Origin of the sequence: Lapillicoccus sp. (assembly GCF_025353065.1) — a bacterium.
Classification (GTDB): domain Bacteria; phylum Actinomycetota; class Actinomycetes; order Actinomycetales; family Dermatophilaceae; genus Lapillicoccus.
Map to the genome: position 1 here is coordinate 1 of NZ_JANXRJ010000319.1, position 25,251 is coordinate 25,251.

Here is a 25,251-nt window from a genome sequence, read left to right on the forward strand (position 1 = left end):
ACGCGGTCGCCGTTCTCCTCGTGGGCGCTGGCGACGCGATAGGTCATGGGGTAGGTCGGCCACGGCTGGGCGCCGGACCGCTCCTCGTCGGGCCGCGGCATGATCTCCAGCTGGGTCACCGACCGGGCGGCCTGGCGGGTCGCCGTGCCGAGGCAGTCGGCGCCGGTGTCGCCACCACCGATGATGATGACGTCCTTGCCGGTGGCGAGGATCTGCCCCTCGACCTGCTCGCCGAGGGCGACGCGGTTGGACGGCGGGAGGTAGTCCATCGCCTGGTGTATGCCGTGCAGCTCGCGCCCGGGGACCGGCAGGTCACGCGGGACGGTCGACCCGATGGCGAGCACGACTGCGTCGTAGCGCGCCCGGAGCTGGGAGCCGGTGATCTCCTCACCCACCGCGACGCCGGCCCGGAAGCGGGTGCCCTCGGCCTCCATCTGCGCGAGGCGACGGTCGAGGACGGCCTTCTCCATCTTGAACTCGGGGATCCCGTAGCGCAGCAGGCCGCCCGGCTTGTCGGCGCGTTCGTAGACCGCGACGGTGTGACCCGCACGGGTCAGCTGCTGGGCCGCCGCGAGACCCGCGGGGCCCGAGCCGACGACCGCGACGGTCTTGCCGGACAGCCGCTCGGGCGGTTGCGGCGTGACCGACCCGGCCTCGAAGGCCTGCTCGATCGTCGTGAGCTCGACCTGCTTGATCGTCACGGCCGGCTGGTTGATGCCGAGCACGCAGGCCGTCTCGCACGGGGCCGGGCACAGCCGACCGGTGAACTCCGGGAAGTTGTTGGTCGCGTGCAGCCGCTCGATGGCCTCGCGCCAGTCGCCCTTCCACGCCAGGTCGTTCCACTCGGGGATCAGGTTGCCGAGCGGACAACCGTTGTGGCAGAACGGGATTCCGCAGTCCATGCAGCGGCCGGCCTGTCGCTGGAGCTGGCCGAGCTCCTGCTCCTGGTAGACCTCCTTCCAGTCCCTGATGCGGACCGGGACGGGGCGGCGCGTCGGCAGCTCCCGCTCGCGGACCTTGAGAAAGCCTTGGGGATCAGCCACGGGATGCCTCCATGATCCGGTCCCAGACCTCTGCGCCGTCGAGGTCGAGGCCCTCGACCTCGGCCTCGGCGCGCACGTCGAGGACACGCTGGTAGTCGCGGGGCAGGACGAGGGTGAAGCGCTGCTTCGCCTCGTCCCAGTCCTGCAGGAGCCGGTCCGCGACCGCGGACTCGGTCCAGCTGCGGTGCTTCTCGAGCATCGTCCGCAGCACGTCGCCGTCCTGCTCCCGCAGGGGCAGCAGGTCGACGAGATCGACGTTGACGTGGTCGGGCCGCAGGTCGAGCACGTAGGCCACGCCCCCCGACATCCCGGCGGCGAAGTTGCGCCCGGTCGGTCCGAGGATCGCGACGACGCCACCGGTCATGTACTCGCACCCGTGGTCGCCGACCCCCTCGACGACGGCCGTCGCGCCCGAGTTGCGGACGCAGAACCGCTCGCCGACCTGACCGCGCAGGAAGATCTCGCCGGTGGTCGCGCCGTAGCCGATGACGTTGCCGGCGATGACGTTGGACTCTGCGGTGAGCGGCGCCGAGGACTCGGGACGCACGACGATCCGCCCGCCCGAGAGGCCCTTGCCGACGTAGTCGTTGGAGTCGCCCTGCAGGACGAGGGTCAGCCCCGCCGGCAGGAACGCCCCGAAGGACTGTCCGCCCGAGCCGGTGAGGGTGAACTCGATCGTGCCGTCGGGCAGCCCGTGGGGATGGACCTTGGTGATCTCGTGCCCGAGCATCGTGCCGACGGTGCGGTTGACGTTGCGGACCGCCACCTCCGCCCGGACCTGCTCCCCGTCACGCAGCGCGGGCTGCGCGAGCGAGATGAGCTGGTGGTCGAGCGCCTTCTCGAGGCCGTGGTCCTGCACCGCCGAGTTGTATGCCGTGCCGCCGGTCGGGTCCTCGACCTGGGTGAGGATGGGGCTGAGGTCGAGCCCCGACGCCTTCCAGTGCGCGACCGCCTTCTCGGTGCGGAGAGCATCGACGTGGCCGATGGCCTCCGCGATCGAGCGGAAGCCGAGCGACGCGAGGTGCTCGCGGACCTCCTCGGCGATGTACTCGAAGAAGGTGACGACGAACTCGGGCTTGCCCGAGAACCGGGCCCGCAGCTCGGGGTTCTGCGTCGCGACCCCGACCGGACAGGTGTCGAGGTGGCAGACCCGCATCATGATGCAGCCCGACACGACGAGCGGGGCGGTCGCGAAACCGAACTCCTCGGCGCCGAGCAGCGCGGCGATGACGACGTCGCGACCGGTCTTGAGCTGGCCGTCGGCCTGCACGACGATGCGGTCGCGCAGCCCGTTGAGCCGCAGGGTCTGCTGCGTCTCGGCGAGGCCGAGCTCCCACGGTGCGCCGGCGTGCTTGAGCGAGGTCAGCGGGGACGCGCCGGTGCCCCCGTCGTGGCCGGAGATGAGCACGACGTCGGCGTGCGCCTTGGAGACGCCGGCCGCGACGGTGCCGACGCCGATCTCGGAGACGAGCTTGACGTGGACCCGTGCGCCGGGGTTGGCGTTCTTGAGGTCGTGGATCAGCTGGGCGAGGTCCTCGATCGAGTAGATGTCGTGGTGCGGCGGCGGGGAGATCAGCCCGACCCCGGGGGTGCTGTGCCGGGTCTTGGCGATCCAGGGGTAGACCTTCGGCCCGGGCAGCTGGCCACCTTCGCCGGGCTTGGCTCCCTGGGCCATCTTGATCTGGATGTCGTCGGCCTGGGTGAGGTAGAGGCTGGTGACCCCGAACCGGCCGGAGGCGACCTGCTTGATCGCGGAGCGGCGCAGCGGGTCGAGCAGCCGGTCCTCGTCCTCACCGCCCTCACCGGTGTTGGACTTGCCGCCGATCTGGTTCATCGCGATCGCGAGGTTCTGGTGCGCCTCGAGGCTGATCGAGCCGTAGCTCATCGCGCCCGTGGAGAACCGCTTGACGATCTCGCTGATCGGCTCGACCTCGTCGAGGGGGACCGGCTCCCGCCCGGACGCCTCGGGGCCGGCGAACTCGAAGAGCCCCCGCAGGGTCATCAACCGCTCGGACTGCCCGTCTACGCGCTCGGTGTACTGCTTGAAGATGTCGTAGCGCCGCGCCCGGGTCGAGTGCTGCAGCCGGAAGACGGTGTCGGGGTCGAAGAGGTGGGGCTCGCCTTCGCGGCGCCACTGGTACTCGCCGCCGACCCACAGCGAGCGGTGGGCCTGGTGGATTCCCTCCGGGGGGTAGGCGACGGCGTGCCGGGCCGCGACCTCCCCGGCGACGACGTCGAGGCCGATCCCGCCGAGCTGGCTGACGGTCCCGGTGAAGTACCGGTCGACGAGCTCCTGGGACAGCCCGATCGCCTCGAAGACCTGAGCGCCGCGGTAGGACGCCACAGTCGAGATGCCCATCTTCGACATCACCTTGAGGACGCCCTTGCCGAGCGCCTTGATGAGGTTGGCCACGGCCTTGTCGGCGGTGACACCGGTCAGCGTGCCGGACCGCACGAGGTCCTCGACGCTCTCCATCGCGAGGTAGGGGTTGACGGCCGCGGCGCCGTAGCCGACGAGCAGCGCCACGTGGTGCACCTCGCGGACGTCACCCGCCTCTACGACGAGGCCGACCTGGGTGCGGGTCTTCTCGCGGATGAGGTGGTGGTGGACCGCCGAGGTGAGCACGAGCGACGGGATCGGCGCGAGGTCACGGCCGGAATCGCGGTCGGACAGCACGACGAAGCGCGCGCCACGGCGGATCGCCGCCGACACCTCGGCGAAGATCTCCTCGAGCTTGGCGGTCATCGCTGCCGCGCCACCGGTGACGTCGTAGAGGCCGTGCACGACGTGGGTGGCGTAGCCCGGCAGGTCGCCGTCGGCGTTGATGTGGACGATCTTGGCCAGCTGGTCGTTGTCGATCACCGGGAAGGGCAGCAGCACCTGTCGGGCGTGCGCCGGCGACACCGAGAGCGCGTTGCCCTCGGGACCGATGGTGGCGCCGAGCGAGGTCACCAGCTCCTCCCGGATCGCATCGAGCGGCGGGTTGGTGACCTGGGCGAAGAGCTGGGTGAAGTAGTCGAAGATGAGTCGCGGTCGGCTGGAGAGCACGGCGATCGGGCTGTCGGTGCCCATCGACCCGAGCGCCTCGCCGCCGGACTTCGCCATCGGCGACAGCAGGATGCGCAGCTCCTCCTGGGTGTAGCCGAAGGTCTGCTGGCGGCGGGCGACGGACGAGGCGGTGTGGACGATGTGCTCGCGCTCGGGCAGGTCGTCGAGGCTGATCATGCCGGCGTGCAGCCACTCGTCGTAGGGGTGGCGCGACGCCAGACCGCTCTTGATCTCCTCGTCGCCGATGATCCGGCCGTGCTCGGTGTCGACGAGGAACATCCGTCCCGGCTGGAGGCGGCCGCGCTTGACGACGGTCTTCGGGTCGAGGTCGAGGACACCCGACTCCGAGGCGAGGACGACGAGCCCGTCGTCGGTCACGGCATACCGGCCGGGGCGCAGGCCGTTGCGGTCGAGGACCGCGCCGATGAGCGTGCCGTCGGTGAAGGTGACGCAGGCCGGGCCGTCCCAGGACTCCATGAAGGTCGAGTGGAATTCGTAGAAGGCCCGACGGGCGCGATCCATGTCGGCGTTGTTCTCCCAGGCCTCCGGGATCATCATGAGCACCGCGTGGGGCAGCGACCGACCGCCGAGGTGGAGCAGCTCGAGGACCTCGTCGAAGCTCGCCGAGTCGGAGGCTTCCGGGGTGCAGATCGGGAAGAGGCGGTCGAGGTCGCCGGGGATGATGTCGGAGGTGAGCAGGCTCTCGCGGGCGCTCATCCAGTTGCGGTTGCCCTTGACGGTGTTGATCTCGCCGTTGTGCGCGATGAAGCGGTAGGGGTGCGCGAGCGGCCACGACGGGAAGGTGTTGGTCGAGAAGCGGGAGTGGACCAGCGCGAGCTCGGTCTCGTAGAGCCGGTCGGACAGGTCGGGGAAGAACGGCTCGAGCTGGCCGGTCGTGAGCATGCCCTTGTAGACGATCGTGCGCGACGACAGCGACGCGAAGTAGACGTCGGTCTCGCGCTCGGCGCGCTTGCGCAGGCAGAAGGCGAACCGGTCGAGCCCGACGCCGGACTGCCGGCCGACGGAGGAGCTGACGAAGAGCTGGGTGAAGTGCGGCATGCAGGCCCGCGCGACCTCGCCGACGAGGTCGGCGGACACGGGCACGTCGCGCCAGCCGAGGACCTTGAGGCCCTCCTCTGCGGCGATCCGCTCGATGGCCGCGACGCTGGTGGCGCGCTCGGCGGGGTCGCGGGGCAGGAAGGCCAGGCCCACGGCATACGAGCCGACGACCGGGAGGGCGAAGTCGACGGCCTGGCGCAGGAAGCCGTCGGGGATCTGCGTGAGGATGCCTGCGCCGTCACCGACCAGCGGGTCGGAGCCGGTGGCGCCGCGGTGGTCGAGGTTGCGCAGGGCGGTGAGCGCGTGGTCGACGATGTCGTGGCCGGCGCGACCCCGCATCGTCGCGACCATCGCGACCCCGCAGGCATCGTGCTCGTGGGCACCGCGGTAGAGGCCGATGTCGCTCGGCCGGGCGGAGAACAAGGGGCGCTGGGGGGACACGCGGTCTCACCGTCCTTCGTGGTCAGCTGTCGGTGTGTCGTGGCACACCTTGATCACCTGGAAGCGCACCTGGACGGCGATGGCCGGTGCTGGGGCAGGATAGCCGGAAGGATCCGGCGTCCTAGGATCTGGGACAACTCATTCCGCGATGTGAGATGCCCGCGACGGTGACGGGTGGTCTCCGTCCCCGTCGGCATCGTCGTCACGAGGGCTGAGGGAGTCATGGACACCATTCTGGCCCAGCTCGTCCGGCTGGGCATCAGACCCGGATGTGTCGGAGATCTCCCCGCTCTCTCCCGAGGTCGACAGCGGTCGGGATCGCCGACCGAATCCGATGTAGAGGGCCACGCCGAGCAGGAACACCAGGAGCGACACCCACACGTTGACCCGCAACCCAAGGATGTGGTTGGCGTCGTCCGTGCGCATGAACTCCAGCACCACCCTACCGAGCGGGTAGCCCGCGACATAGAGCGCGAACACCTGGCCCGGGGCGAACCTGAGGCGACGGTCGAGCAGCAGCAGCACGATCGCGAGCAGCAGGCAGAAGATCGACTCGTAGAGGAAGGTCGGCTGGAAGATGCCGAGCACGATCGGGTGACCGCTCGCGTCGAGGACGGCGTGCCCGTCGGCCTGGTCCCACTGGTAGATCTTCAGGCCCCAGGGGAGCGTCGTCGGACCGCCGTAGATCTCGTTGTTGAAGTAGTTGCCCCACCGGCCCATCGCCTGGGCGACGAGGATGCCCGGCGCCGCCGCGTCGATGAAGTGCCGCAGCGAGACGCCCTGACGGTGGCAGCCGATGGCTGCGCCGACCGCGCCGAGCGCGATCGCGCCCCAGATGCCGAGACCGCCGTTCCAGATCTTGAACGCGTCGATCGGGTGGCCACCCTCGCCGAAGTAGGCCTGCGGCGAGGTGATCAGGTGATAGATGCGGCCGCCGAGGATGCCGAAGGGCACGGCCCACGCGGAGATGTCGAGGGTCTGCCCCGCCTTCCCGCCACGGTCCAGCAGCCGCCGCTGGGTGATCCACAGGCAGACGACGATCCCGGCGAGGATGCACATCGCGTAGCCGCGCACGGGGAAGATGCCGAGGTGCCAGACCCCCGAGGTGGGGCTGGGGATCTCCAGGGAGAGGGCGGTGATCATGCCGAGGCCACCATTCCGGAGGCCCCGCCGGGGGCACCGCCGGGCGTCGAGCGGCGGGCACGGACACCCTCGGCGAGCTCGCGGGTGAGGTCGGTGAGCGCCCGTATGCCGTCCGCCCGGGTGGGTGCCTCGGTCAGGCACCGGACGAGGGCGGACCCGACGATGACCCCGTCGGCGAACCGCGCGACGTCGGCCGCCTGCTCGCCGTTGGAGACCCCGAGGCCGACGCAGACCGGGACGTCGGTGACCGCACGGGTGCGCGCGACCAGCCCCTCCGCGGCGCTGCCCACGCTGGTGCGGGTGCCGGTGACGCCCATCGTCGACGCGGCATACACGAACCCGCGGCAGGCCGACGTGGCCCTGGTGAGGCGCTCCGACGTCGAGCTCGGGGCGACGAGGAAGACGCGGTCGAGGCCGTGGGACTCCGACGACGCGATCCAGTCGCCCGCCTCGTCGGGGATGAGGTCGGGGGTGATCAGGCCCGAGCCGCCGCCGGCGGCGAGGTCGCTCGCGAAGGTCTCCACCCCGCGGCGCATGACGAGGTTCCAGTAGGTCATCACGAGGGCGGGGGCCCCGGCGTCGCGGACGGCCGCCGTGGCCGTGAACACGTCGTCGACCCTGGTGCCGCCGGCGAGAGCCGTCTCCACGGCGTACTGGATGACCGGCCCGTCCATCAGCGGGTCGCTGTAGGGGACCCCGACCTCGACGATGTCGACGCCGGCCTCGACCATCGCGGTCATCGCCTCGATCGATCCGGGGACGTCGGGGTAGCCGACGGGGAGGTAGCCGATGAGGGCCGCGCGACCCTCGGCGCGGCACCGGGCCAGGACGTCACCGACGCGGGTCATACCTGGACCCCGTCGGTGAGGGAGCTGACGCCGGTCGCGTCGGCGCTCGCGATGGCGCCGGCGCTCTGGAGGGCGGCGTCGTCCAGGAGCCCGAACCACTGCGCGGCGGTGTGCACGTCCTTGTCGCCGCGGCCGGAGAGGTTGACGAGCAGGACGGCCTCGGGGCCGAGCTCGCGGCCGACGTCGATCGCCCCTGCGAGGGCGTGCGCCGACTCGATCGCCGGGATGATGCCCTCGGTGCGGCAGAGCAGCCGGAATGCCTCCATCGCGTCCACGTCGGTGATCGGGCGGTATTCCGCGCGGCCGATGTCGAGCAGGTAGGAGTGCTCGGGGCCGACGCTGGGGTAGTCGAGACCGGCCGAGACGGAGTGGGACTCGACAGTCTGGCCGTCGACGTCCTGCATGACGTAGGTGAAGGCCCCGTGGAGCACGCCCCGCTCGCCGGCGGAGAACCGGGCCGCGTGCCGGCCCGTCGTGACCCCGGCGCCCCCGGCCTCGAGCCCGACGAGTCGCACGCCGGTGTCGTCGAGGAAGCGGTGGAAGATGCCCATCGCGTTGGATCCCCCACCGACACAGGCGAGCACGACGTCGGGGAGTCGGCCGACGAGGTCGAGCACCTGGGCCCGCGCCTCGATCCCGATGACCCGGTGGAAGTCGCGGACCATCTCCGGGAAGGGGTGCGGACCGGTGACCGTGCCGAGCACGTAGTGGGTGTCGTCGACGTTGGCGACCCAGTCGCGCAGCGCCTCGTTGACGGCGTCCTTGAGGGTCTGGCTGCCGTTCTCCACGGCCACGACCTCGGCGCCGAGCAGCCGCATCCGGGCGACGTTGAGGGCCTGCCGCTCGGTGTCGACCTTGCCCATGTAGACGACGCAGTCGAGACCGAGGAGGGCAGCGGCGGTGGCGGCGGCGACGCCGTGCTGGCCGGCGCCGGTCTCGGCGATGATCCGCTTCTTGCCCATTCGCTTGGTGAGGAGGGCCTGTCCGAGGACGTTGTTGATCTTGTGCGAACCGGTGTGGTTGAGGTCCTCGCGCTTGAGGATCACCCGCGCTCCCCCGGCGTGCTCGGCGAACCGCGGCACCTCGGTGAGGATGCTCGGGCGGCCGGTGTAGGTGCGGTGCAGCCGCTCGAGCTCCCCGACGAACTCCGGGTCGATCATCGCCTTGCGACGGACCTCGTCGAGCTGCTCGAGGGCGGGGATGAGGGCCTCGGGGACGTAGCGTCCGCCGAAGTCCCCGAAACGTCCGGGCGTCGTCATCGCACACGCTCTCTGTCGTCGGTGGTGAGGGCTCTGTCGTCGGTGGTGCTGAGGGGCGCCGGTGGGCCATGGAGCACAGGGACGCGGGCGAAGCGGGCGACCGCGTCGCGCGGGTCGCCGCCGGTGACCAGGGCCTCGCCGACGAGGACCCCGCGGGCCCCGGCGGCGGCATACTCCTCGACGTCGGCGAGGTCACGGACCCCCGACTCGGCGATGGTCACCACGGAGTCGGGGACGAGCGGCCGCAGTCGCGCGAAGGTCGAGCGGTCGATCTCGAGGGTCTTGAGGTTGCGCGCGTTGACCCCGATGACACTGGCCCCGCTGTCGACGGCGCGGCGCGTCTCCTCCTCGTCGTGGACCTCGACGAGGGCGGTCATGCCGAGCGCCTCGGCCTGCTCGCGCATCGCGACGAGGGCGGTCTGGTCGAGGGCCGCGACGATGAGCAGGATCAGGTCGGCGCCCCAGGCCCGGGCCTCGTCGACCTGGTAGCTGGTGACCATGAAGTCCTTGCGCAGCAACGGGGTTCGCACGGCGGCGCGCACCACGGCGAGGTCGTCGAGGCTGCCGTGGAAGCGGCGCTGCTCGGTGAGGACGCTGATGGCAGCGGCGCCGCCAGCGGCATACCGGGCGGCGAGGTCGGCGGGGTCGGCGATGGTCGCGAGGACGCCCTTGCTCGGGCTCGAGCGCTTGACCTCGGCGATCACGGCGAGCCCCGGGGCCGCTCGCAGGGCCGCCGTTGCGTCGAGGGCGGGGGCGACCGTCGTGAGCAGGCGGTCGAGCTCTGCGCGAGGCGTCCGGGACTGACGCTCTGCGAGGTCGAGGCGCACGCCGACGATGATCTCGTCGAGGACGGTGGGCAGGCTGGACACAAGCCCAAGGTTACGGCGAGGGAGGGGGTCTGCGAGACACCGGTCCATCTCGGCACCGGCTGGGCTCAGGGGGCGAGCCACACGCCGAGCGGGACCTGGGGCAGGTTGCGCCACACGGCGAAGGCGAGGAAGAGGATCCCCAGCAGGACCCAGGTGCGGTTGGAGATACCGATCCGCGGTGTGGGACGGCCGGTCACCGAGGCCCGGACCCCCAGGCCCCACGTGATCGCGATCGCCGGCAGCACTAGGAGGACGACGGGAAGGTTGGACGACAACGCTGACGGGACGTCGAGGTGGGTGAGGTCGGCGACGGCGCGCAGGCTGCCGCAGAAGGGGCACCACAGGCCCGTGACGGCGTGGAAGGGGCAGAGCGGCACCGGGGCGACGTCGATGCCGTGGGTGGCGTGGAGCCGGACCAGGGCAGCCCCGAGCAGGGCCGCGCTGCCCCCGACTACAGCGAGGGCCCGCGGCCGGGAGATGCTCCCGGCCGACGGCCCTGCGATGAGTGATGCGTCAGTCACGCGGTGCTTGCCGGCGCCCGGGTCAGGACTTGGCGACGGTCACGACGACGGTGCCGACGATCTTGTCGGCGAGGGTCTGCCGCTTGGGGTCCCAGAGCGGGAAGAGCCAGCCGATGTAGAAGATGACGTTGTCGGCGACGTGCGCGATGTCGCGGACGAACGCCATCCCCGGCCCGATCGGCTGGCCGGTCTTCTCGCTGATCAGCTTGACGCCGACCACCCCGCGGCCGATCGTCTGGCCGGTCTTGCCGCCGCGGTACCAGCGGTTGTAGATGACCACAGCCAGCACGTAGATCGCCCCGATGAGGTAGGTCACCCCGATCGTTCCCAGCTGGCCGGTGGCCGCATCGGTGCGGGGTATGCCTATCGCCAGGAGGATGTAGCCGGGGATGAGCACGGCGCTGTCGATGAGGTATCCGAGAAAGCGCGTGAGCCACGTGGCGAGGGATCCAACGCCGTCCTGGGCGTAGGACTGGGCGTAGGGCTGACCGTAGGCCGGGCCGGCGCCGTACTGCGGGGTGGCGCCGTACTGCGGAGGGCTTCCGTAGGGAGCGGCCGGGGCGGAGCCGTAGGGGTTCGCGGGCGGCAGCGGGGCACCGTAGGACGACGGCGGCCCGTAGGAGGGCGGCGGCGGTGTCGCGCCGTAGGACGGCGGCGGCGGTGTCCCGTAGCCCGGGCTCTGGGGTTCCTGCGGGGAATCGGCCGGGCCCCCGGGAGGTGGCGTGTTTCCGTAGGACATGGTGTCGAGCCTCTCTGATGGACGGTGCGCCCCCTGGGCGCGACAGGGTTGGACATTAGTCCCTGTCCCGCGTCGACGCACCGTTCAGACTACGCGGCGAGGACAACGGTTCCCGTGGGAAGGAATCGTCGTCCCGCGCGGTCGGACCAGTATCCCGCACTACCGCGCGAAAGTGGTCAAATCAGGAGGTTCCGCTGTTGTGGCGACTCTTGCCGGGGAGCGGCGCCGCGCGGCCGTTGTCACCGCGGGCCGACGCGTGGGTGGCTGCCTTGGCGCCGTAGCCGGCCATCGAGAGGACCTTGCCGGCCACCACTCCGGCGACGCAGATCAGGACGCCGACGATGAACAGGACGACCGACGGGATGACGACCGCGACGGCCATCACGAGCGACCCACCCATGATCGTGAACACGCCGGTCCACGCAGCGATGCTGCGACCTTCGGTGTCGAGGTGCTCGTTCATCGGTATGCCGTCCTCTCGGGGGTGCTGCTGCTCGTCGAGCCGCCGACCAGATTCTGCCATTGCGGTCCGGACGTCATCACGGCGGTGGCTCGGCCCTGTCCGGATCGGGGCCGGCCGGCCGGCTGCCCGCGTCGGGGGTGTCGGCGGTGTCGGCGGTGTCGGCGGTGTCGGCGGTGTCGGCGGTGTCGGCGGTGTCGGTGTCGTCGGTGTCGTCGGTGTCGTCGGCGTCGTCGGCGTCCGCTCCCAGCGTGGGGTCCTCGCCCTCGCTGAGCTCGTCCCAGGCGGATCGCCGGGCACCGCGGGCATCGGCAGAGCCGGCGTCGGGGCGGTCGAACCGGCTCGAGAGCCCCTCCCACCGTCCCGAGGCCGGCACCACCAGGATCCCCAGCACCGTGACCAGCGCCCCCGCGAGGAGCCCCGGCCAGACCCAGAAGGTCAGCGACGCGACCGTGCCGACCCGACCGGTCTGGCCCACCCGCTCCGCGGCGGCGGTGCCCAGCGCACCCGAGGGGTCGAGAACCACGAGCAGCGTGAGGACCGTCGCGCCGGCCGCGGCCAGGATGATGAAGACGGCGGAGACACGGCGCAGCCGGGGACCGGCGGTGAGCAGGGCGACGGTCCCGGCGAGGGCGACCGCGGCCAGGGCGACGACGCCCGGGGCGGCCTGGGAGCCGGCGACCTCGATGGTCGCGCCGCCGAGGACGGGGTCGGCGGACCGGCCGGTGACCCACGTCCTGGTGGCCGCGAGGAGGAGGACGAGCGAGGGGACCACGAGCACGAGGAACGTGCGCCGCTTCGTCAGGCCCGCGAAGGGCCGGACGGCGTCGACGTCGTCGTCGACCTGAGTGGGGGTCACCTCGGCGCCCGCAGGCCCGTGGCGGCGCGCACGGCGCGGACCACGGCAGCGGCCTTGTGCTGGGTCTCCTCGTACTCCAGCTTCGGCACCGAGTCGGCGACGATGCCGGCGCCCGCCTGGACGTAGGCGCGGCCGTCCTTGATCAGGGCCGTCCGGATCGCGATCGCCATGTCGAGGTCTCCGGCGAAGTCGAAGTAGCCCACCACTCCCCCGTAGACCCCACGCCGCGACCCCTCCATCTCGTCGATCAGGGCCATGGCGCGCGGCTTCGGCGCCCCGGACAGGGTGCCCGCCGGGAAGGTCGCGACGAGGACGTCGTAGGCGGTGCTGCCGGGACGGAGGTCGCCGACCACCGTGGACTCGAGATGCATGATGTGGGAGTAGTGCCGGACGGACATGAACTCCACCGTGTCGACGGTGCCGGGGCGGCATACGCGCTGGAGGTCGTTGCGCGAGAGGTCGACGAGCATCACGTGCTCGGCCCGTTCCTTCGTGTCGGCGGCCAGCTCCTCGCCGAGGCGCACGTCCTCCTCGGGGGTCTTGCCCCGCGGCCGCGACCCGGCGATGGGGTGAGTGATCGCCCGTCGACCGGTGACCTTGACCAGCGCCTCGGGGCTCGAGCCGACGATGTCGTAGGTGCTGCCGTCGGGGTGGGGCAGCCGGAAGAGGTACATGTAGGGGCTGGGGTTGGAGGCCCGCAGCGCGCGGTAGACGTCGAGCGAGTCGGCGTCGCAGGGCAGCGAGAAGCGTTGCGAGACAACGATCTGGAAGGCCTCCCCCGCCCGGATCTCCTCCTTGCTGCGTTCCACCAGGTCGTAGAACTGCTCCTGGGTGTGGCTGCTGTGCAGCCCGAGGTCGACCGACTCGATCACCGCCACGGTGCTGTCGGCGGGCGCGGCCAGCTCCGCCGTCATCCGGTCGAGCCGGTCGATGCCGTCGGCCCAGGCCCACTCCATCCGCTCGTCGGTGTCGTCGTAGTTGATGACGTTGGCGACGAGCAGCAGCGAGCCGTCGGTGTGGTCGAGGATGGCGAGGTCGGTGGCGAGCACCATCGCGATCTCGGGCAGCCCGAGCTCGTCGACCCCGGTGTCGGGGACCTTCTCCCAGCGCCGCACGGCGTCGTAGGTGATGGCGCCGACCAGGCCCCCGGTCAGCGGCGGGAGTCCGGCGATCCGGCTCGTGGCCAGGGCGCTGATGGTGTCGCGCAGCGCCACGGTGGGGTCGCCCGAGGTCGGCACCCCGACCGGTGGCTCACCGATCCACCAGGCCTCGCCGTCCTTCTCCGTCAGGGTCGCCCGGCTGCGCGCACCGATGATGGAGTAGCGCGACCACACCCCGCCGTGCTCGGCGGACTCGAGGAGGAAGGTGCCGGGAGCGTCCTGGGCGAGCTTGCGGTAGACCCCGATCGGGGTCTCGCCGTCGGCGAGCAGCCGCCGGACGAGGGGGATCACCCGACGGCTGCGGGCCAGCTCGCTGAAGACCTGCAGGCTGGGCCAGGTCTGTCCCCAGGCGAGCTCGGCGGTGACGTCGGGGGCCGGCGCGGCGCCGGGGCCGGGGCCGGCCGTGACCGTGGCGTCAGCCATCGACGGTCACCGCCCGCTGGTCGGCGGGCAGGACCACGGCGTCGAGCGGGCGCGCGTCGAAGCAGCTGTGGTCTCCGGTGTGGCACGCGGCGCCCACCTGGTCGACCCGCACCAGCAGCGCGTCCCCGTCGCAGTCGACCGCCACCGACCGGACGAACTGTGCATGCCCCGAGGTGTCGCCCTTGCGCCACAGCTCCCCCCGGCTGCGGGACCAGAACGTCACGCGCCCCGTCGTGAGGGTGCGGGCGAGGGCCTCGTCGTTCATCCACCCGACCATGAGCACGTCGCCGGTGTCGTGCTGCTGGACGACGGCGGCGACGAGTCCTGCGGCGTCACGCCGGAGAAGCGCCGCCACCTGCGGGTCGAGCGGGGTGGGCGGAGTGGGAGCGGGCACCCGCCCATTCTGCCGAACTCTCCGGTATGCCGCGTCGCCTCCTCACGGCGGCGGTATACCCCCCCACGCGCTTGCGTCCGCGCCGACGCGACACCGGTGTGCCGTCGGCGCGGACGTTGCGGGGGCCCCAACCAGGACGTCCGCGCCGACGCGACACCGGTATGCCGTCGATGCGGACGTTGTGGGTCTGTAGCGTGGCGCCTCGTGAGCGACCGACCACTGCTGCCGTGGGAGGCCGACCTGCGTCCGGCGGGGACGGCGCCCTACTGGGAGCCGGGCGGGGTCGTGTGGTGGCACTACCGCCGCCGGACCTGGCGGCCGGGCGACCCCGAGACCGTCCATCCGATGCGCGTCGTCGCCGACGACGACCGGGCGCTCGTGGCTTGGCTGGCGGGCGGGACGCCGATCCTCGCGCCGACCCTCCCGAGCGGCGGGCACGTGCGGGAGCGCCCGCTCGGCGAGATGTTCACCACGCCGCGGATCCAGGGCCGGATGCTCTGGAAGGGCCGCGGCACCCTGCGGATCGCCCCGACCGGGCGCCCGTGGTCGGTGTGGCTGTTCTGGGACGGCACCGACTTCGACGGCTGGTACGTCAACCTCGAGACCCCCCACCGTCGTTCCGGGCAGCACACCGTCAGCGCCGACCACGTCCTCGACGTCCTCGTGGCCCCGGACCTCGGCTGGCGGCTCAAGGACGAGCACGAGGTGGTGGCCGCCGTCGAGCAGGGTCGGTACACCACGACCGAGGCCGCCTTGATCCGCGCCGACGGCGACGCGGTCGTCGAGGTCACCGAGAGTCGCGGCTTTCCCTTCGGCGTCGACGAGCAGCACTGGCAGTCATGGCTGCCCGACCCCGGGTGGAGCATTCCCGGCCTCCCGCCCGAGCTCGACGCCCCCCCGGCACCGGGCCCCGCGGCATACCCGCGGACGATCCGGCCCGAGGAGTCGCGCTACTGACGTCTTCGTTCCGAACACCTGTTTTGTCAAGCCCTGGCCGCGGATCCGCCCTGGAACTTCACACAACGTGTGTTCGGAACGAGAGGGGGGTGGCGGGCCGGGTCATCAGCCGCGCTGCTGAGAGACCCAGCTGGCGTGGAGGCCGGAGTAGACGCCGCCGCGGCCGACGAGCTCGGTGTGGTGGCCGCGCTCGACGATCCGGCCCTTGTCGACGACGATGACCTCGTCGGCGGCTTGGGCTGTGGAGAGCCGGTGGGCGATGGCGATCGAGGTGCGGCCGCGGGTGAGGCTGTCGAGGGCGCGCTGGATGCGGACCTCGGTGCTGGGGTCGACGGCCGAGGTGGCCTCGTCGAGGACGAGCAGGTCGGGGTCGGCGAGGTAGGCGCGGGCGAGGGCGACGAGCTGCCGCTCCCCGGCCGACATCGACTCGCCGCGCTGGCCCACGTCGGTGGCCAGCCCGTTGGGCAGGGTCGAGAGCCATCCGTCGAGCCCGAGCTCGGTCAGCGTGAGCAGGACCTCGTCGGGCGTCGCGTCGGGGGCACCGAAGGTGATGTTGGCCAGCAGCGAGTCGTCGAAGAGGAACCCCTCCTGAGGCACGAGGACGACCCGTGAGCGCAGTGAGCGGAACCGGATCTCGCGCAGGTCGGTCCCGTCGAGGCGGACGACCCCGTCGGAGGGGTCCATCAGGCGGGTGAGCAGCTTCGCGAAGGTGGACTTGCCGGACCCCGTCTCGCCGACGATGGCGACCCGGCTGCGCGGCTCGATCCGCAGCGACACGTCGTGCAGGACCCGGTCGCCGCCGGGATAGGCATACCTCACGTCGTCGAAGTCGACGGTGATCGGCCCCCGCGGGAGGTCCACGCCGTCGTCCCCCGGGTCGGCGACGTCGGCGTGCGTGTCGATGATCCCGATGACGCGGCGCCATCCGGCGACGGCGTTCTGCATCTCGTTGAGGATCTCGGTGGCCTGCTGGACGGGGGTGGTGAAGAGGTTGACGAGGAAGAGGAAGGCGAGCAGCTCGCCGAGGGTCAGGTCGCCGCGGACCGCCAGCAGGGTCCCGACGACGATGACGACCGCCGTGGTCAAGCCAGAGACCAGCTGGCCGGAGGTGAAGGCGACCACGGCTCGCGCCTGGGCCCCGATCGCCGCGCGGCGGTGCTGGTCGATGGCCTCGTCGATGCGGGCCGCCGTGCGGTCCTCGACGCCGTAGGCCCGGATCGTCGCGGCGCCGACGACGGCTTCGGAGATCCCGCCGAGCATGTCGCCGACCCGCTCGCGCACCGTGGTGTAGGCGCGGCCGACGATGCCCTGGAACTGGCGGATGACGACGAACAGCGGGATGTAGCAGACCCATACGACCAGGGCGAGCAGCGGGCTGTAGATGATCATCAGGACGGTCGCCAGGGTCAGCTGGGCGATGTTGATCATGAGCATCAGCCCACCGAACTGGACGAACATCGAGATCGTGTCGACGTCGGAGGTCACCCGCGAGACGAGGGAGCCGCGGCGCTCGGTGTTCTGGGTGAGCATCGACAGGTCGTGGATGTGCCGGAAGGCCCGGATCCGCAACGAGGACAAGCCGTTCTCGGAGGCGGTGAAGAGCCGGATGTTGACCAAGTAGGAGCTGAAGGCGGTGATCGCGACGCCGACGAGCGCGAGCAGGACGTAGCGAAGGACGACGGCGAGGTCGGGGCCTCCCGTGGCGAGGATCCCCTCGTCGGTGGTGCGCTGGACGACGAACGGGATGAGGACGCGGCCGAGGGTCGAGAGCATCGCCAGGGCGACGGTCACCCAGATCCCCTTGCGCAGCTCCGGAGAGAGCTGCACCCCGCGCTTGAGGGTCTGCCAGGTGCCGAGGTTCTGGCCGGCCTCGATCCCGGAGTGGTCGGTGACGGGGGTGCTGCGCAGGCTCATGACTCCACCGCGACGTTCTCGTCGTCGGCCCGGGTGAGCGCGGCCTCGGCCCGCTCCTCCTCGCGCAGCCGCAGCTCTCGGGGGTCGGTGGGCTCGGCGGGCCTGGGCGGCTCCTCGTCGGCGGCCACCGCCGCGCGCTCGGCCGCTTCCCTGGCGTATGCCGTGACGAGACGCTGATAGCCCACGCATCGTCCGAGCAGCTCGGCGTGGGTGCCATGGTCGACGACCCGCCCCTCCTCGAGGTAGATGATGTCGTCGGCGAGCGCGATCGTCGCCATCCGGTAGGCGACGACGAGCACGGTTGTCCCCGCAGCCGACTCGCGCAGCGCACCGAGGATGGCCTGCTCGACGCTGGGGTCGACGGCGGAGGTCGCGTCGTCGAGGATCAGGAGCTGAGGCTCGCGGATGACGGCGCGCGCCAACGCGATTCGCTGCCGCTGGCCACCGGACAGGCTGGCGCCCCGCTCCCCCACCCGCGTGTGGATCCCCGAGGCGAGGTGGGCCACGAAGCCGTCGCCCTGGGCGACCCGCAGCGCCTGCCAGACCTCCTCGTCGGTGCGTTCGGCGCCGAGGGCGATGTTGCCGCGCACGGTGTCGTCAAACATGAAAGTCTGCTGGGCCACGAGTGCGGCGACCTCGGAGATCCCGCCCCGCCGGACCGAGCGGAGGTCGACGTCGTCGACGAGGACCGCCCCGGTGTCGGGGTCGACGAGCCGCATCATCAGGTTGGTGAGGGTCGACTTGCCCGAACCGGTGGGACCGACGAGCGCGGTGGTGCCGCCCGCCGGGACGTCGAGGGTGACGGCGGAGACGGCCCGGTGCCGACCGGGCAGGCCGTCGCCCTCACCGGAGTCGGCGACCTCGTAGGAGTAGCTGACGTCGTCGGCCCGCAGCTCGCTCGCGCCGGCACGCGGCAGGGCGGCCGAGCCGTGCTCCATCGAGCCGGTGGCCCGCAGGACGGCGTCGACGCGGTCCCAGCCGACGACCGCCCGGGGCATCTCGGCGAGGACCCAGCCGAGGGCGCGCACGGGGAAGGCGAGGATGGAGAAGAGGTAGGCGATCTGGACGACCTCGCCCGCCGTGAGGTGTCCGGTGGACACCCGCCACACCCCGACGGCGAGGACGGCGAGCGTCCCGAGCGTCGGGATGGCCTCGATGGCGGGGTCGAAGACTCCGCGGGTGCGGCCGACCTCGATGTTGGCGTCCCGCAGCTCGTGGGTCACGGCGCGGAACCGCTCGGCCTCCTGGTCCTCCCGGCCGAGGCTCTTGACGATCAGCGCGGCCTCGAAGCTCTCGTGGGCGACCTCGGAGACCTCGGCACGCAGCTGCTGCGCGCGGGTGACCTTGGGCGACATGACGCGCTGGAAGGCGATGTTGACGAGGAAGAGCGCCGGGAAGACGGTCAGCCCGATGACGGCGAGGAAGACGTCGACGAGGAACATCTGCACGGCGGCGAAGACGAGCATCACGACGACGCCGATGGCCATGGGGAGGGGGTTGAACACGTTCCAGGTCGCCTCGACGTCCGCGTTGGCGTTGGACAGCAGCTGGCCGGAGGGGTGGCGGTGGTGCCAGCTGAGCGGGAGCTGCAGATATTGCCGGGTGACCCGGCGGCGGAAGATCGCGCCGAGGTTGAAGACCGCGACGCCGGCCGCGACCCGGCGAACCACGATGCCGATGACGTTGAGCACCACGACCGCGGCGAGCAGGAGCGCGGCGTGCCACAGCTGCCCCGAGGTGACGGAGCGGGCGGCGATGGCGGGCGCCACGGTCTCGTTGGTCACCTTGCCGATGACGTAGGCCGTGCCACCGGTCATGATCCCGTAGATCGTGCTGCCGATGACAGAGACGGTGAACCACCGAGGTTGTTCACGGATGCCTTGGCCGATGACGCCGAAGCCCCGCCTGAGGGTCGCTGCCGAGGGATGGGGGACGAGGGTCGACAACGGAGGAAACTCCCGGCAGTGCGCTGGTCTGGGTGGGCAACAACCAGTTTCTCACGTTGCACCGACAGCCTCGACCGGCCGTCTGCGGATCGAGGCGCAGAGCGAGGCGGCGACGACGCAGAGGGCGCCCGCGGCATACCAGGCCAGGTCGTAGGTGCCGAGCTGGTCGCGGATCATCCCCGCTCCGGCGGCGGCGATCGCGGCCCCGATCTGGTGCGAGGCGAAGACCCAGCCGAAGACGACCGGCGCCCGCTCGCCGAACGCGATCCGGCAGAGCGCCATCGTCGGGGGGATGGTGGCGACCCAGTCGAGGCCGTAGAACAGGACGAACGCCAGCATGTTGACGTGCATCCGGTCGCTGAACAGCGAGGGCAGGAGGAAGAGGGAGGCTCCCCGGAGCGTGTAGTAGACCGCGAGCAGGAACCGCGCGTCGACCCGGTCGGTGAGCCAGCCCGAGAAGATCGTGCCGACGATGTCGAAGACCCCGACGAGCGCGAGCAGGCCCGCCGCCGTGGTCATCGGCATCCCGTGGTCGTGGGCGGCCGGGATGAAGTGGGTGCCGACGAGGCCGTTGGTCGACATCCCGCAGACGGCGAAGCTCCCGACGAGCAGCCAGAAGACGCCGTGCCGCGAGGCCTCGCGCAGCGTCCGGATCGCGACGAGGGCGGGGTTGCCGGCCGGCGGGGGCGGCGGGGTGACGGGGGTCCCCTCCGGAGCCCCGTATGCCGCGACGCCGAGATCGCTCGGATGGCTGTGGAACCGCCAGAGCACGACCGGGACGACCGCGACCGAGACCGCCGCGGTGGCGATCGCGGCCGAGCGCCAGCCGTGGTTCTGCGCGAGCCAGGCGAGCCCCGGCAGGAAGACGAGCTGGCCCGTCGCGCCCGCGGCGGTCAGCACCCCGGTCACGAGCCCGCGGCGCTTGACGAACCAGCGTCCGGTGACGGTCGCGACGAGCGACATCGACATCGTGCCGGTGCCGAGCCCGACGAGGACGCCCCACGAGAGGATCAGCTGCCAGGAGGACGTCATCCAGATCGGCAGCAGCGAGCCGAGCGAGACGAGGACGAGGGCGGCCGCGACGACCCGGCGCACGCCGAGGCGCTCCATCAGGGCCGCGGAGAAGGGCGCCGTCAGCCCGAAGAGGACGAGGTTGACCGACACCGCGGTGCCGATCAGGCCCAGCGGCCAACCGAACTCGTCGTGCAGCGGCTCGATGAGCACGCCGGGTGTCGAGCGAAAGCCTGCGGCGCCGATCGCCGTGAGGAAGGCGACCGCGGCGACCCACCACGCCGGGTGGATGCGGGGCGAGTGCCGGGCCGACGGGGCGTCGAGGGCGTCCGCCGGAGTGAGGTCAGGGTCGATGAGGGCCACGACGACGAGTGTGTGCATCACCTCGCGCTTCGGCGAGTGGCCGAAAAGACAACATACGCAAAGATCCCGCCATATCTGTGTGATCTTCGGTCTTCGACGCGGCTCCTGGTGGCTCCTGCTGGCTCCCCTGGAGAAGGGGACGCTTCGCTCGAGGACGGTTCCCACGCGAAGCGTCCCTTTATCGGGTCACCCGATAAAGGGACGGGGCGTCCTAGGCTCGGGGCCATGTCCGACCACGAGGTGCTGCGCATCGACCTCGGGTGGTTCGTGCGCCCGGCAGAGGAGACCGGCACCGGGTCCCCGCGCGTCGAACCCTGCCTCGCGTATGTCGTGCGCCTCGACCGCGCTGACGGCGGTCTCCTGCTCTTCGACACCGGCATGGGATCGGACCCCGAGGTCGACGCGCACTACCGCCCGCAGCGGCAGCCGCTGCGAGAAGCGTTGGCAGCACACGGCATACGCCTCGACGAGGTGACCCACGTCAGCAACTGCCACCTCCACTTCGACCACTGCGGCGGCAACCCGCTCCTCGCTGGGAGGCCCGTCTTCGTCCAGCGCGTCGAGCTCGAGGCGGCCCGCACGACCGTCGACTACACGCTGCCGCGGCTCGTCGAGGACGACGACCACGTCGTCCTCGACGGCGAGGCGCAGATCCTGCCCGGCCTGCACCTCGTGCCGACGCCCGGCCACACCGACGGGCACCAGTCCCTCGTCGTCGAGCAGCGGGACGGCACCGTGGTCGTCGCCGGACAGAGCCACGACACGGCGTCCGCCTGGTCCGCCGACGTCCTGTCCCGTCGGGCGGCCCGGGAGGGAGCTGCCCCGCCGCTCCCGACCACGCCCGGCTGGCTCGACCGGATCGCCGAGTTCGACCCGCGCAGAGTGGTGTTCGCCCACGACCACTCGATCTGGGTGCCCTGACGTGATCCCGAGCCGAAGCGTGATCCCGAGCCGAAGCGTGATCCCGAGCCGAAGCGTGATCCCGAGCCGGAGCGTGATCCCGAGCCGGAGCGTGATCCCGAGCCGAAGATCCCGTGCAGCGGGTCCGCAATCATCGCTGCGACAACGAGATCCAGGAGCGGCGGATTCCCCCCTCGACCTCCTCGAGCGCTCCGCCCTGGTGCTCGATGGTCCGCGCCGACGCGACGTTGTCGTCGCGGCAGGTGATCAGGACGGGGTCGATCCCGCGGTCGAGGCACTCCTGCTGGACGAGCCCGAGAGCGGCCGTCGCGACACCACGACCACGGGCGGTGGGGCGAACGGCATACCCGATGTGGCCGCCCACCCGTCGGAGGTAGTCGTTGAGCTCGTGCCGCAGGCTGATCGTGCCGATGACCGTCGTGGGCTCACGGTCGTCGATGACCCACCGGAGAGTCGAAGCGACGAGCTCGGGAGGCACCCGCTCGCCGCGCTCGTGTGCCGTGGTCTCGGCCACCCAGCCGGCGAAGGCGTCGGCCCCCTCGAGGTCCTCGAGCGACCGTTCCATCACACCGGAGCCATCGATGTGCGCGCCGTGGAACTCACGCACCATGACGAGCCACGCAGCGTGCAGGTCCGTCGTGGGCCGGATCAGGGCGATCATGCCAGCACCGTATCCGTGACCGCGATCCCGGCGCGGGCGATGACGACCCGACGATCGGCCTGGGGCACGATGGCGGCATGACCGGATTCGCCCGACAGGAACGCCACGCCCTCTGCGACACCATGCTCCAGGTGGGTCCGGACGTGCCCACACTGTGCAGCCCCTGGCGCGCAAGGGATCTCGCGGCCCACCTCGTCATCCGCGACTCCCGGCCCGACCTCGCCCTGGGCATGTTCGTCCCGGCGCTCAAGGGCCGGCTCGATGCGGCGATGACGTCGTATGCCGCGGTCGCCTGGCCCGGGCTCGTCGACCGCGTCCGCTCCGGGCCGCCGTTCTGGTCACCGACCCGGTTGCCGCCCGTGGACGAGGCGGTCAACCTCGCGGAGTTCTTCATCCACCACGAGGACGTCCTCCGGGGGGCGCCGGGCTTCACGCGGAGGGTGCTCGACGCACCTCTGGAGGCGGCGATCTGGAAGGGCTTACGGTCCCAGTCGAAGCTCATGCTCCGGGGGGCCACGGTCGGCGTCGTCCTCGCGGCACCTGGCTTCGGACGGTTCACCGCGAAGGGTCCCAGCGGGCCCGGGACCGCGGTCGTGACCGCCACCCCGGGAGAGCTCAGCCTCTTCGTGGCCGGTCGCCAGCGGGTCGCCGAGGTCGAGGTCGAGGGACCCGACGCGGCCGTCACGGCCATCTCCGGGGAGCCCCTCGGGGCGTAGGAGTGTCGGCGACTCTGTCCCGGCGAGCAGCGGGGCCAGCGCCTACAGTGCCCTGTGTGCGCCGCCTCCTGGGACTCCTTCCTGCCCCCACACTGCTGTGCGCGGCATACGGGCTGCTGCTGCTGAGCTGGGCAATGAGCAACGCGCCGTTCGCGGGCGCCGACGAGACGTCCCACTACGTGCGGGCCATCGCCGTGGGCGACGGGCAGCTGGTCGGTCCGCTGGATCCCTTTACGACCGCCGACTTCCCGAACAGCCCGACCACCCTCGGCTGGCTCAACGACGCCACCCGGGCGGTGACCGTGCCGGGAGACAAGCTGAGCCGCACCGCCACGTGCAACGCCTTCCACGTCCTCGTCAGTGCCGCCTGCCTGGACGACCCGGCGGCGATCACGGGCACGACGGTGGTCCAGAACCCGGTGGGGAACTACCAGCCGCTGCCGTATGTGCTGCCGGGCCTGGCGATCGACCGGACGGACGGACCCTTCACCGCGGACCGGCTCGGTCGCCTCGTCTCGGCCCTCAGCTGCTGGGTCTTCCTGTGCCTCGCGGTCCGGCTGGCGTGGAACCGGGAGGCGCCGTCCCTCGTCGGCATCGCCCTGGCGGTGACGCCGATGGTGCTGTTCACCGCGTCGATCATCAACCCCAGCGGCCTCGAGATCGCGACCGGCCTGGCCTTCGCCGCAGCCGTGCTCCGCCTCCGACAGCACGAGCGGCCGCCGGCGTGGGTCTGGGCGGCGACCGCGGTCTCCGGCTTCACGCTGTCCCTGAGCCGCAGCCCCGGCCCCGTCTGGGTGGTCGTCGACCTCGTGGTGCTGACCCTGCTGCTCTCGTGGCGGGAGACCGGACGCCGTCTCCGGGCCCAACCCGTGGCAGCCACGATCACCCTGCTGGTCCTGGTCCTCGGCATCGTGCTCAACCGGATCTGGGAGGGCCTCTACGGATCCCGCCTGCGTCTGACGCTCGCCGAGGTGAGAGCGCTGGGGCGGCCGTCGCGAACGCTGCTCGACACCTTGTTCCGGCAGCAGGTCGGCAACTTCGGCTGGACCGAGACCCCGATGTCGCCGACTCTCGTCTTTGCCTGGTTCGCCCTCGTCCTCCTGCTCGTGGTGCTCGCTCTCGTCCTCGGCACCTGGCGCGAACGGATCGTGCTCGTCCTCACCACCGTCGGTGCGGTCGCGGTGACCATCGGGCTCCAGGTGGTCTTCCTGGCCGGCACGGGTTTTGGTGCGCAGGGGCGGCACGTGCTCCCGGTCACGGTGATGATGCCGCTGCTGGCAGGCCACATCATCGCCGCGCACCGGACCCGGATACCGCCGCACCCCCGGCAGCGGCCGCAGATCCTCGGCGGGTCGTCGGCCGCGGTCGTCGGCCTGCTGGTGGCGGTCCCGGTGGCGGTCCTCGTGGCCGTCGTCCAGGTTGGCGGGTGGTACACCAACAGCAGGCGCAACGCGGTCGGGGCCGCCGGGCCACGCTGGTTCTTCTCGCACCCGGAGTGGCAACCACCGCTGGGCTGGTACCCCTGGCTGGCGATCACCGTGGTGGCGGGCGCGCTGATCGTCATCGCCCTGTGCCTCCCGGGCGGTCTCCTGCCTGCGCGACCAGGGCCGCCTTATCCGTCGCCGGATCCATCGCCGGACGCGAGCGACACCAGCGACGCCTCCGGGAGCGGAGCCCGTCAGGGTGCGGTCATCGGACGGTGACGCCCTCGGCCCGCAGGGCCGCCTTCACCTGCGCGACGGTGAGCTCGCCGAAGTGGAAGACGCTCGCGGCGAGCACGGCGTCGGCGCCGGCGGCGACCGCAGGCGCGAAGTGCATGGCCGCGCCCGCTCCCCCGCTGGCGACGAGCGGCACGGTGACGGCGGCCCGCACGCGGGCGATCAGCTCGAGGTCGAACCCGTCCCTGGTGCCGTCGGCATCCATCGAGTTCAGCAGGATCTCCCCCGCCCCCAGCTCGGCCGCGCGGGCGCACCACTCGATGGCGTCGAGGTCCACGGGCGTCCGGCCACCGTGCGTCGTCATGACGAATTCGCCTGTGCGGCGGCCGTCGTCGCCGATCCGTCGGCGGACGTCGGCGGAGAGGACGAGCACCTGCGCCCCGAAGCGATCGGCGATCTCGGCGATGAGCTCGGGCCGCGCGATGGCGGCGGTGTTGACCCCCACCTTGTCGGCTCCCGCTCGCAGCAGCCGGTCGACGTCATCGACCGACCGCACCCCGCCGCCGACGGTGAGGGGGATGAAGACCTGCTCGGCCGTCCGCGTGACGACGTCGTAGGTCGTGGCCCGGTCCCCGCTGCTGGCTGTGACGTCGAGGAAGGTGAGCTCGTCGACTCCCTGGGCGTCGTAGAGCTTGGCCAGCTCGACCGGGTCGCCGGCGTCGCGGAGGTTCTCGAAGTTGACCCCCTTGACGACCCGCCCGGCATCGACGTCGAGGCAGGCGATGACGCGGGTGGCAACACTCACGGCGGCCACGCTACCGGGCTGCCGTAACCTCC

21 protein-coding genes are annotated in these 25,251 nt (G+C 71.6%); 4 read left to right on the forward strand and 17 right to left on the reverse strand.

Annotated features, from left to right (window positions below):
* The 12 genes from Q0R63_RS23055 to hisI form a co-directional block, all read right to left on the reverse strand.
* Nucleotides 1–1,043: glutamate synthase subunit beta (locus Q0R63_RS23055; protein ID WP_295702478.1), on the reverse strand; the 1,043-nt coding region annotated here is incomplete at its 3' end.
* A complete protein-coding gene (gene gltB / locus Q0R63_RS23060; RefSeq protein ID WP_295702480.1) occupies nt 1,036–5,592 on the reverse strand; it encodes a glutamate synthase large subunit in 4,557 nt (1,518 codons plus the stop codon). The genes gltB and Q0R63_RS23055, both read right to left, overlap by 8 nt.
* A gap of 138 nt (nt 5,593–5,730) precedes the next feature.
* The gene (gene lgt, locus Q0R63_RS23065) at nt 5,731–6,735 is read right to left on the reverse strand and encodes a prolipoprotein diacylglyceryl transferase (protein ID WP_295702482.1); all 1,005 of its coding nucleotides are present in this window, start codon (nt 6,733–6,735) and stop codon (nt 5,731–5,733) included.
* Complete coding sequence (trpA, locus tag Q0R63_RS23070) at nt 6,732–7,583, reverse strand: tryptophan synthase subunit alpha (protein ID WP_295702484.1); 852 nt, start codon at nt 7,581–7,583, stop codon at nt 6,732–6,734. Before trpA ends, lgt begins: the two co-directional genes overlap by 4 nt.
* Nucleotides 7,580–8,842, reverse strand: a complete 1,263-nt coding sequence (trpB, locus tag Q0R63_RS23075) for a tryptophan synthase subunit beta (RefSeq protein WP_295702486.1) — start codon at nt 8,840–8,842, stop codon at nt 7,580–7,582. Before trpB ends, trpA begins: the two co-directional genes overlap by 4 nt.
* Complete coding sequence (gene trpC, locus Q0R63_RS23080; protein ID WP_295702594.1) at nt 8,839–9,702, reverse strand: indole-3-glycerol phosphate synthase TrpC; 864 nt, start codon at nt 9,700–9,702, stop codon at nt 8,839–8,841. The genes trpB and trpC overlap by 4 nt, the downstream gene beginning before the upstream one ends.
* A gap of 74 nt (nt 9,703–9,776) precedes the next feature.
* Nucleotides 9,777–10,232: a DUF2752 domain-containing protein gene (locus Q0R63_RS23085; protein WP_295702488.1), complete on the reverse strand. Its 456-nt coding sequence runs from the start codon at nt 10,230–10,232 to the stop codon at nt 9,777–9,779.
* 22 nt (nt 10,233–10,254) lie between these two features.
* Nucleotides 10,255–10,971: an RDD family protein gene (locus Q0R63_RS23090; protein WP_295702490.1), complete on the reverse strand. Its 717-nt coding sequence runs from the start codon at nt 10,969–10,971 to the stop codon at nt 10,255–10,257.
* A 181-nt stretch (nt 10,972–11,152) separates the two neighbouring features.
* Entirely contained in the window at nt 11,153–11,494 is a 342-nt protein-coding gene (locus Q0R63_RS23095) for an HGxxPAAW family protein (RefSeq protein WP_295702492.1), read from the reverse strand.
* Between the two features lie 16 nt (nt 11,495–11,510).
* A complete protein-coding gene (locus Q0R63_RS23100; RefSeq protein WP_295702493.1) occupies nt 11,511–12,290 on the reverse strand; it encodes a Trp biosynthesis-associated membrane protein in 780 nt (259 codons plus the stop codon).
* On the reverse strand, nt 12,287–13,873 hold the full coding sequence (locus Q0R63_RS23105) for an anthranilate synthase component I (protein WP_295702495.1): 1,587 nt from the start codon (nt 13,871–13,873) through the stop codon (nt 12,287–12,289). The genes Q0R63_RS23100 and Q0R63_RS23105 overlap by 4 nt, the downstream gene beginning before the upstream one ends.
* Nucleotides 13,866–14,267, reverse strand: a complete 402-nt coding sequence (gene hisI / locus Q0R63_RS23110; RefSeq protein ID WP_295702497.1) for a phosphoribosyl-AMP cyclohydrolase — start codon at nt 14,265–14,267, stop codon at nt 13,866–13,868. The genes Q0R63_RS23105 and hisI overlap by 8 nt, the downstream gene beginning before the upstream one ends.
* 204 nt (nt 14,268–14,471) lie before the next feature.
* Between hisI and Q0R63_RS23115 the strand changes: the two genes are divergently transcribed.
* Nucleotides 14,472–15,224: a DUF402 domain-containing protein gene (locus Q0R63_RS23115; protein ID WP_295702499.1), complete on the forward strand. Its 753-nt coding sequence runs from the start codon at nt 14,472–14,474 to the stop codon at nt 15,222–15,224.
* A gap of 105 nt (nt 15,225–15,329) precedes the next feature.
* Here Q0R63_RS23115 and Q0R63_RS23120 read toward each other — a convergent pair whose 3' ends face one another.
* The 3 genes from Q0R63_RS23120 to Q0R63_RS23130 are packed head-to-tail and all read right to left on the reverse strand — an operon-like array spanning nt 15,330 to nt 20,476.
* Nucleotides 15,330–17,138: an ABC transporter ATP-binding protein gene (locus tag Q0R63_RS23120; RefSeq protein WP_295702501.1), complete on the reverse strand. Its 1,809-nt coding sequence runs from the start codon at nt 17,136–17,138 to the stop codon at nt 15,330–15,332.
* On the reverse strand, nt 17,135–19,084 hold the full coding sequence (locus Q0R63_RS23125; RefSeq protein ID WP_295702503.1) for an ABC transporter ATP-binding protein: 1,950 nt from the start codon (nt 19,082–19,084) through the stop codon (nt 17,135–17,137). The genes Q0R63_RS23120 and Q0R63_RS23125 overlap by 4 nt, the downstream gene beginning before the upstream one ends.
* Before the next feature lie 51 nt (nt 19,085–19,135).
* Nucleotides 19,136–20,476 (reverse strand): MFS transporter, encoded by a 1,341-nt coding sequence (locus Q0R63_RS23130; protein WP_295702596.1) that lies wholly within the window; start codon nt 20,474–20,476, stop codon nt 19,136–19,138.
* Between the two features lie 207 nt (nt 20,477–20,683).
* Between Q0R63_RS23130 and Q0R63_RS23135 the strand changes: the two genes are divergently transcribed.
* A complete protein-coding gene (locus Q0R63_RS23135; RefSeq protein ID WP_295702505.1) occupies nt 20,684–21,379 on the forward strand; it encodes an MBL fold metallo-hydrolase in 696 nt (231 codons plus the stop codon).
* Between the two features lie 130 nt (nt 21,380–21,509).
* Here the strand turns inward: Q0R63_RS23135 and Q0R63_RS23140 are convergent, their stop codons facing one another.
* Nucleotides 21,510–22,040, reverse strand: a complete 531-nt coding sequence (locus Q0R63_RS23140; RefSeq protein ID WP_295702507.1) for a GNAT family N-acetyltransferase — start codon at nt 22,038–22,040, stop codon at nt 21,510–21,512.
* A 77-nt stretch (nt 22,041–22,117) separates the two neighbouring features.
* Here Q0R63_RS23140 and Q0R63_RS23145 point away from each other — a divergent pair, with 77 nt between their 5' ends.
* The gene (locus tag Q0R63_RS23145) at nt 22,118–22,756 is read left to right on the forward strand and encodes a TIGR03085 family metal-binding protein (protein ID WP_295702509.1); all 639 of its coding nucleotides are present in this window, start codon (nt 22,118–22,120) and stop codon (nt 22,754–22,756) included.
* Between the two features lie 56 nt (nt 22,757–22,812).
* The gene (locus tag Q0R63_RS23150; RefSeq protein WP_295702511.1) at nt 22,813–24,459 is read left to right on the forward strand and encodes a DUF2142 domain-containing protein; all 1,647 of its coding nucleotides are present in this window, start codon (nt 22,813–22,815) and stop codon (nt 24,457–24,459) included.
* On the opposite strand, the gene hisF is transcribed toward Q0R63_RS23150, so the two are convergent.
* Nucleotides 24,446–25,219 carry an imidazole glycerol phosphate synthase subunit HisF gene (gene hisF, locus Q0R63_RS23155; RefSeq protein WP_295702513.1) on the reverse strand — a complete coding sequence of 258 codons (774 nt, stop codon included), beginning with the start codon at nt 25,217–25,219 and terminating at the stop codon, nt 24,446–24,448. The genes Q0R63_RS23150 and hisF overlap by 14 nt on opposite strands.
* Nucleotides 25,220–25,251: the final 32 nt, after the last annotated feature.

Bases quoted from the DNA above. Each gene is read 5' to 3' on its own strand.
- lgt (WP_295702482.1), bottom strand. From the start codon at position 6,735: ATGATCACCGCCCTCTCCCTGGAGATCCCCAGCCCCACCTCGGGGGTC.
- trpA (WP_295702484.1), bottom strand. From the start codon at position 7,583: ATGACCCGCGTCGGTGACGTCCTGGCCCGGTGCCGCGCCGAGGGTCGC.
- trpB (WP_295702486.1), bottom strand. From the start codon at position 8,842: ATGACGACGCCCGGACGTTTCGGGGACTTCGGCGGACGCTACGTCCCC.
- Q0R63_RS23090 (WP_295702490.1), bottom strand. From the start codon at position 10,971: ATGTCCTACGGAAACACGCCACCTCCCGGGGGCCCGGCCGATTCCCCG.
- Q0R63_RS23095 (WP_295702492.1), bottom strand. From the start codon at position 11,494: ATGGCAGAATCTGGTCGGCGGCTCGACGAGCAGCAGCACCCCCGAGAG.
- Q0R63_RS23105 (WP_295702495.1), bottom strand. From the start codon at position 13,873: ATGGCTGACGCCACGGTCACGGCCGGCCCCGGCCCCGGCGCCGCGCCG.
- Q0R63_RS23120 (WP_295702501.1), bottom strand. From the start codon at position 17,138: ATGAGCCTGCGCAGCACCCCCGTCACCGACCACTCCGGGATCGAGGCC.
- Q0R63_RS23130 (WP_295702596.1), bottom strand. From the start codon at position 20,476: ATGCACACACTCGTCGTCGTGGCCCTCATCGACCCTGACCTCACTCCG.
- Q0R63_RS23135 (WP_295702505.1), top strand. From the start codon at position 20,684: ATGTCCGACCACGAGGTGCTGCGCATCGACCTCGGGTGGTTCGTGCGC.
- Q0R63_RS23140 (WP_295702507.1), bottom strand. From the start codon at position 22,040: ATGATCGCCCTGATCCGGCCCACGACGGACCTGCACGCTGCGTGGCTC.
- Q0R63_RS23145 (WP_295702509.1), top strand. From the start codon at position 22,118: ATGACCGGATTCGCCCGACAGGAACGCCACGCCCTCTGCGACACCATG.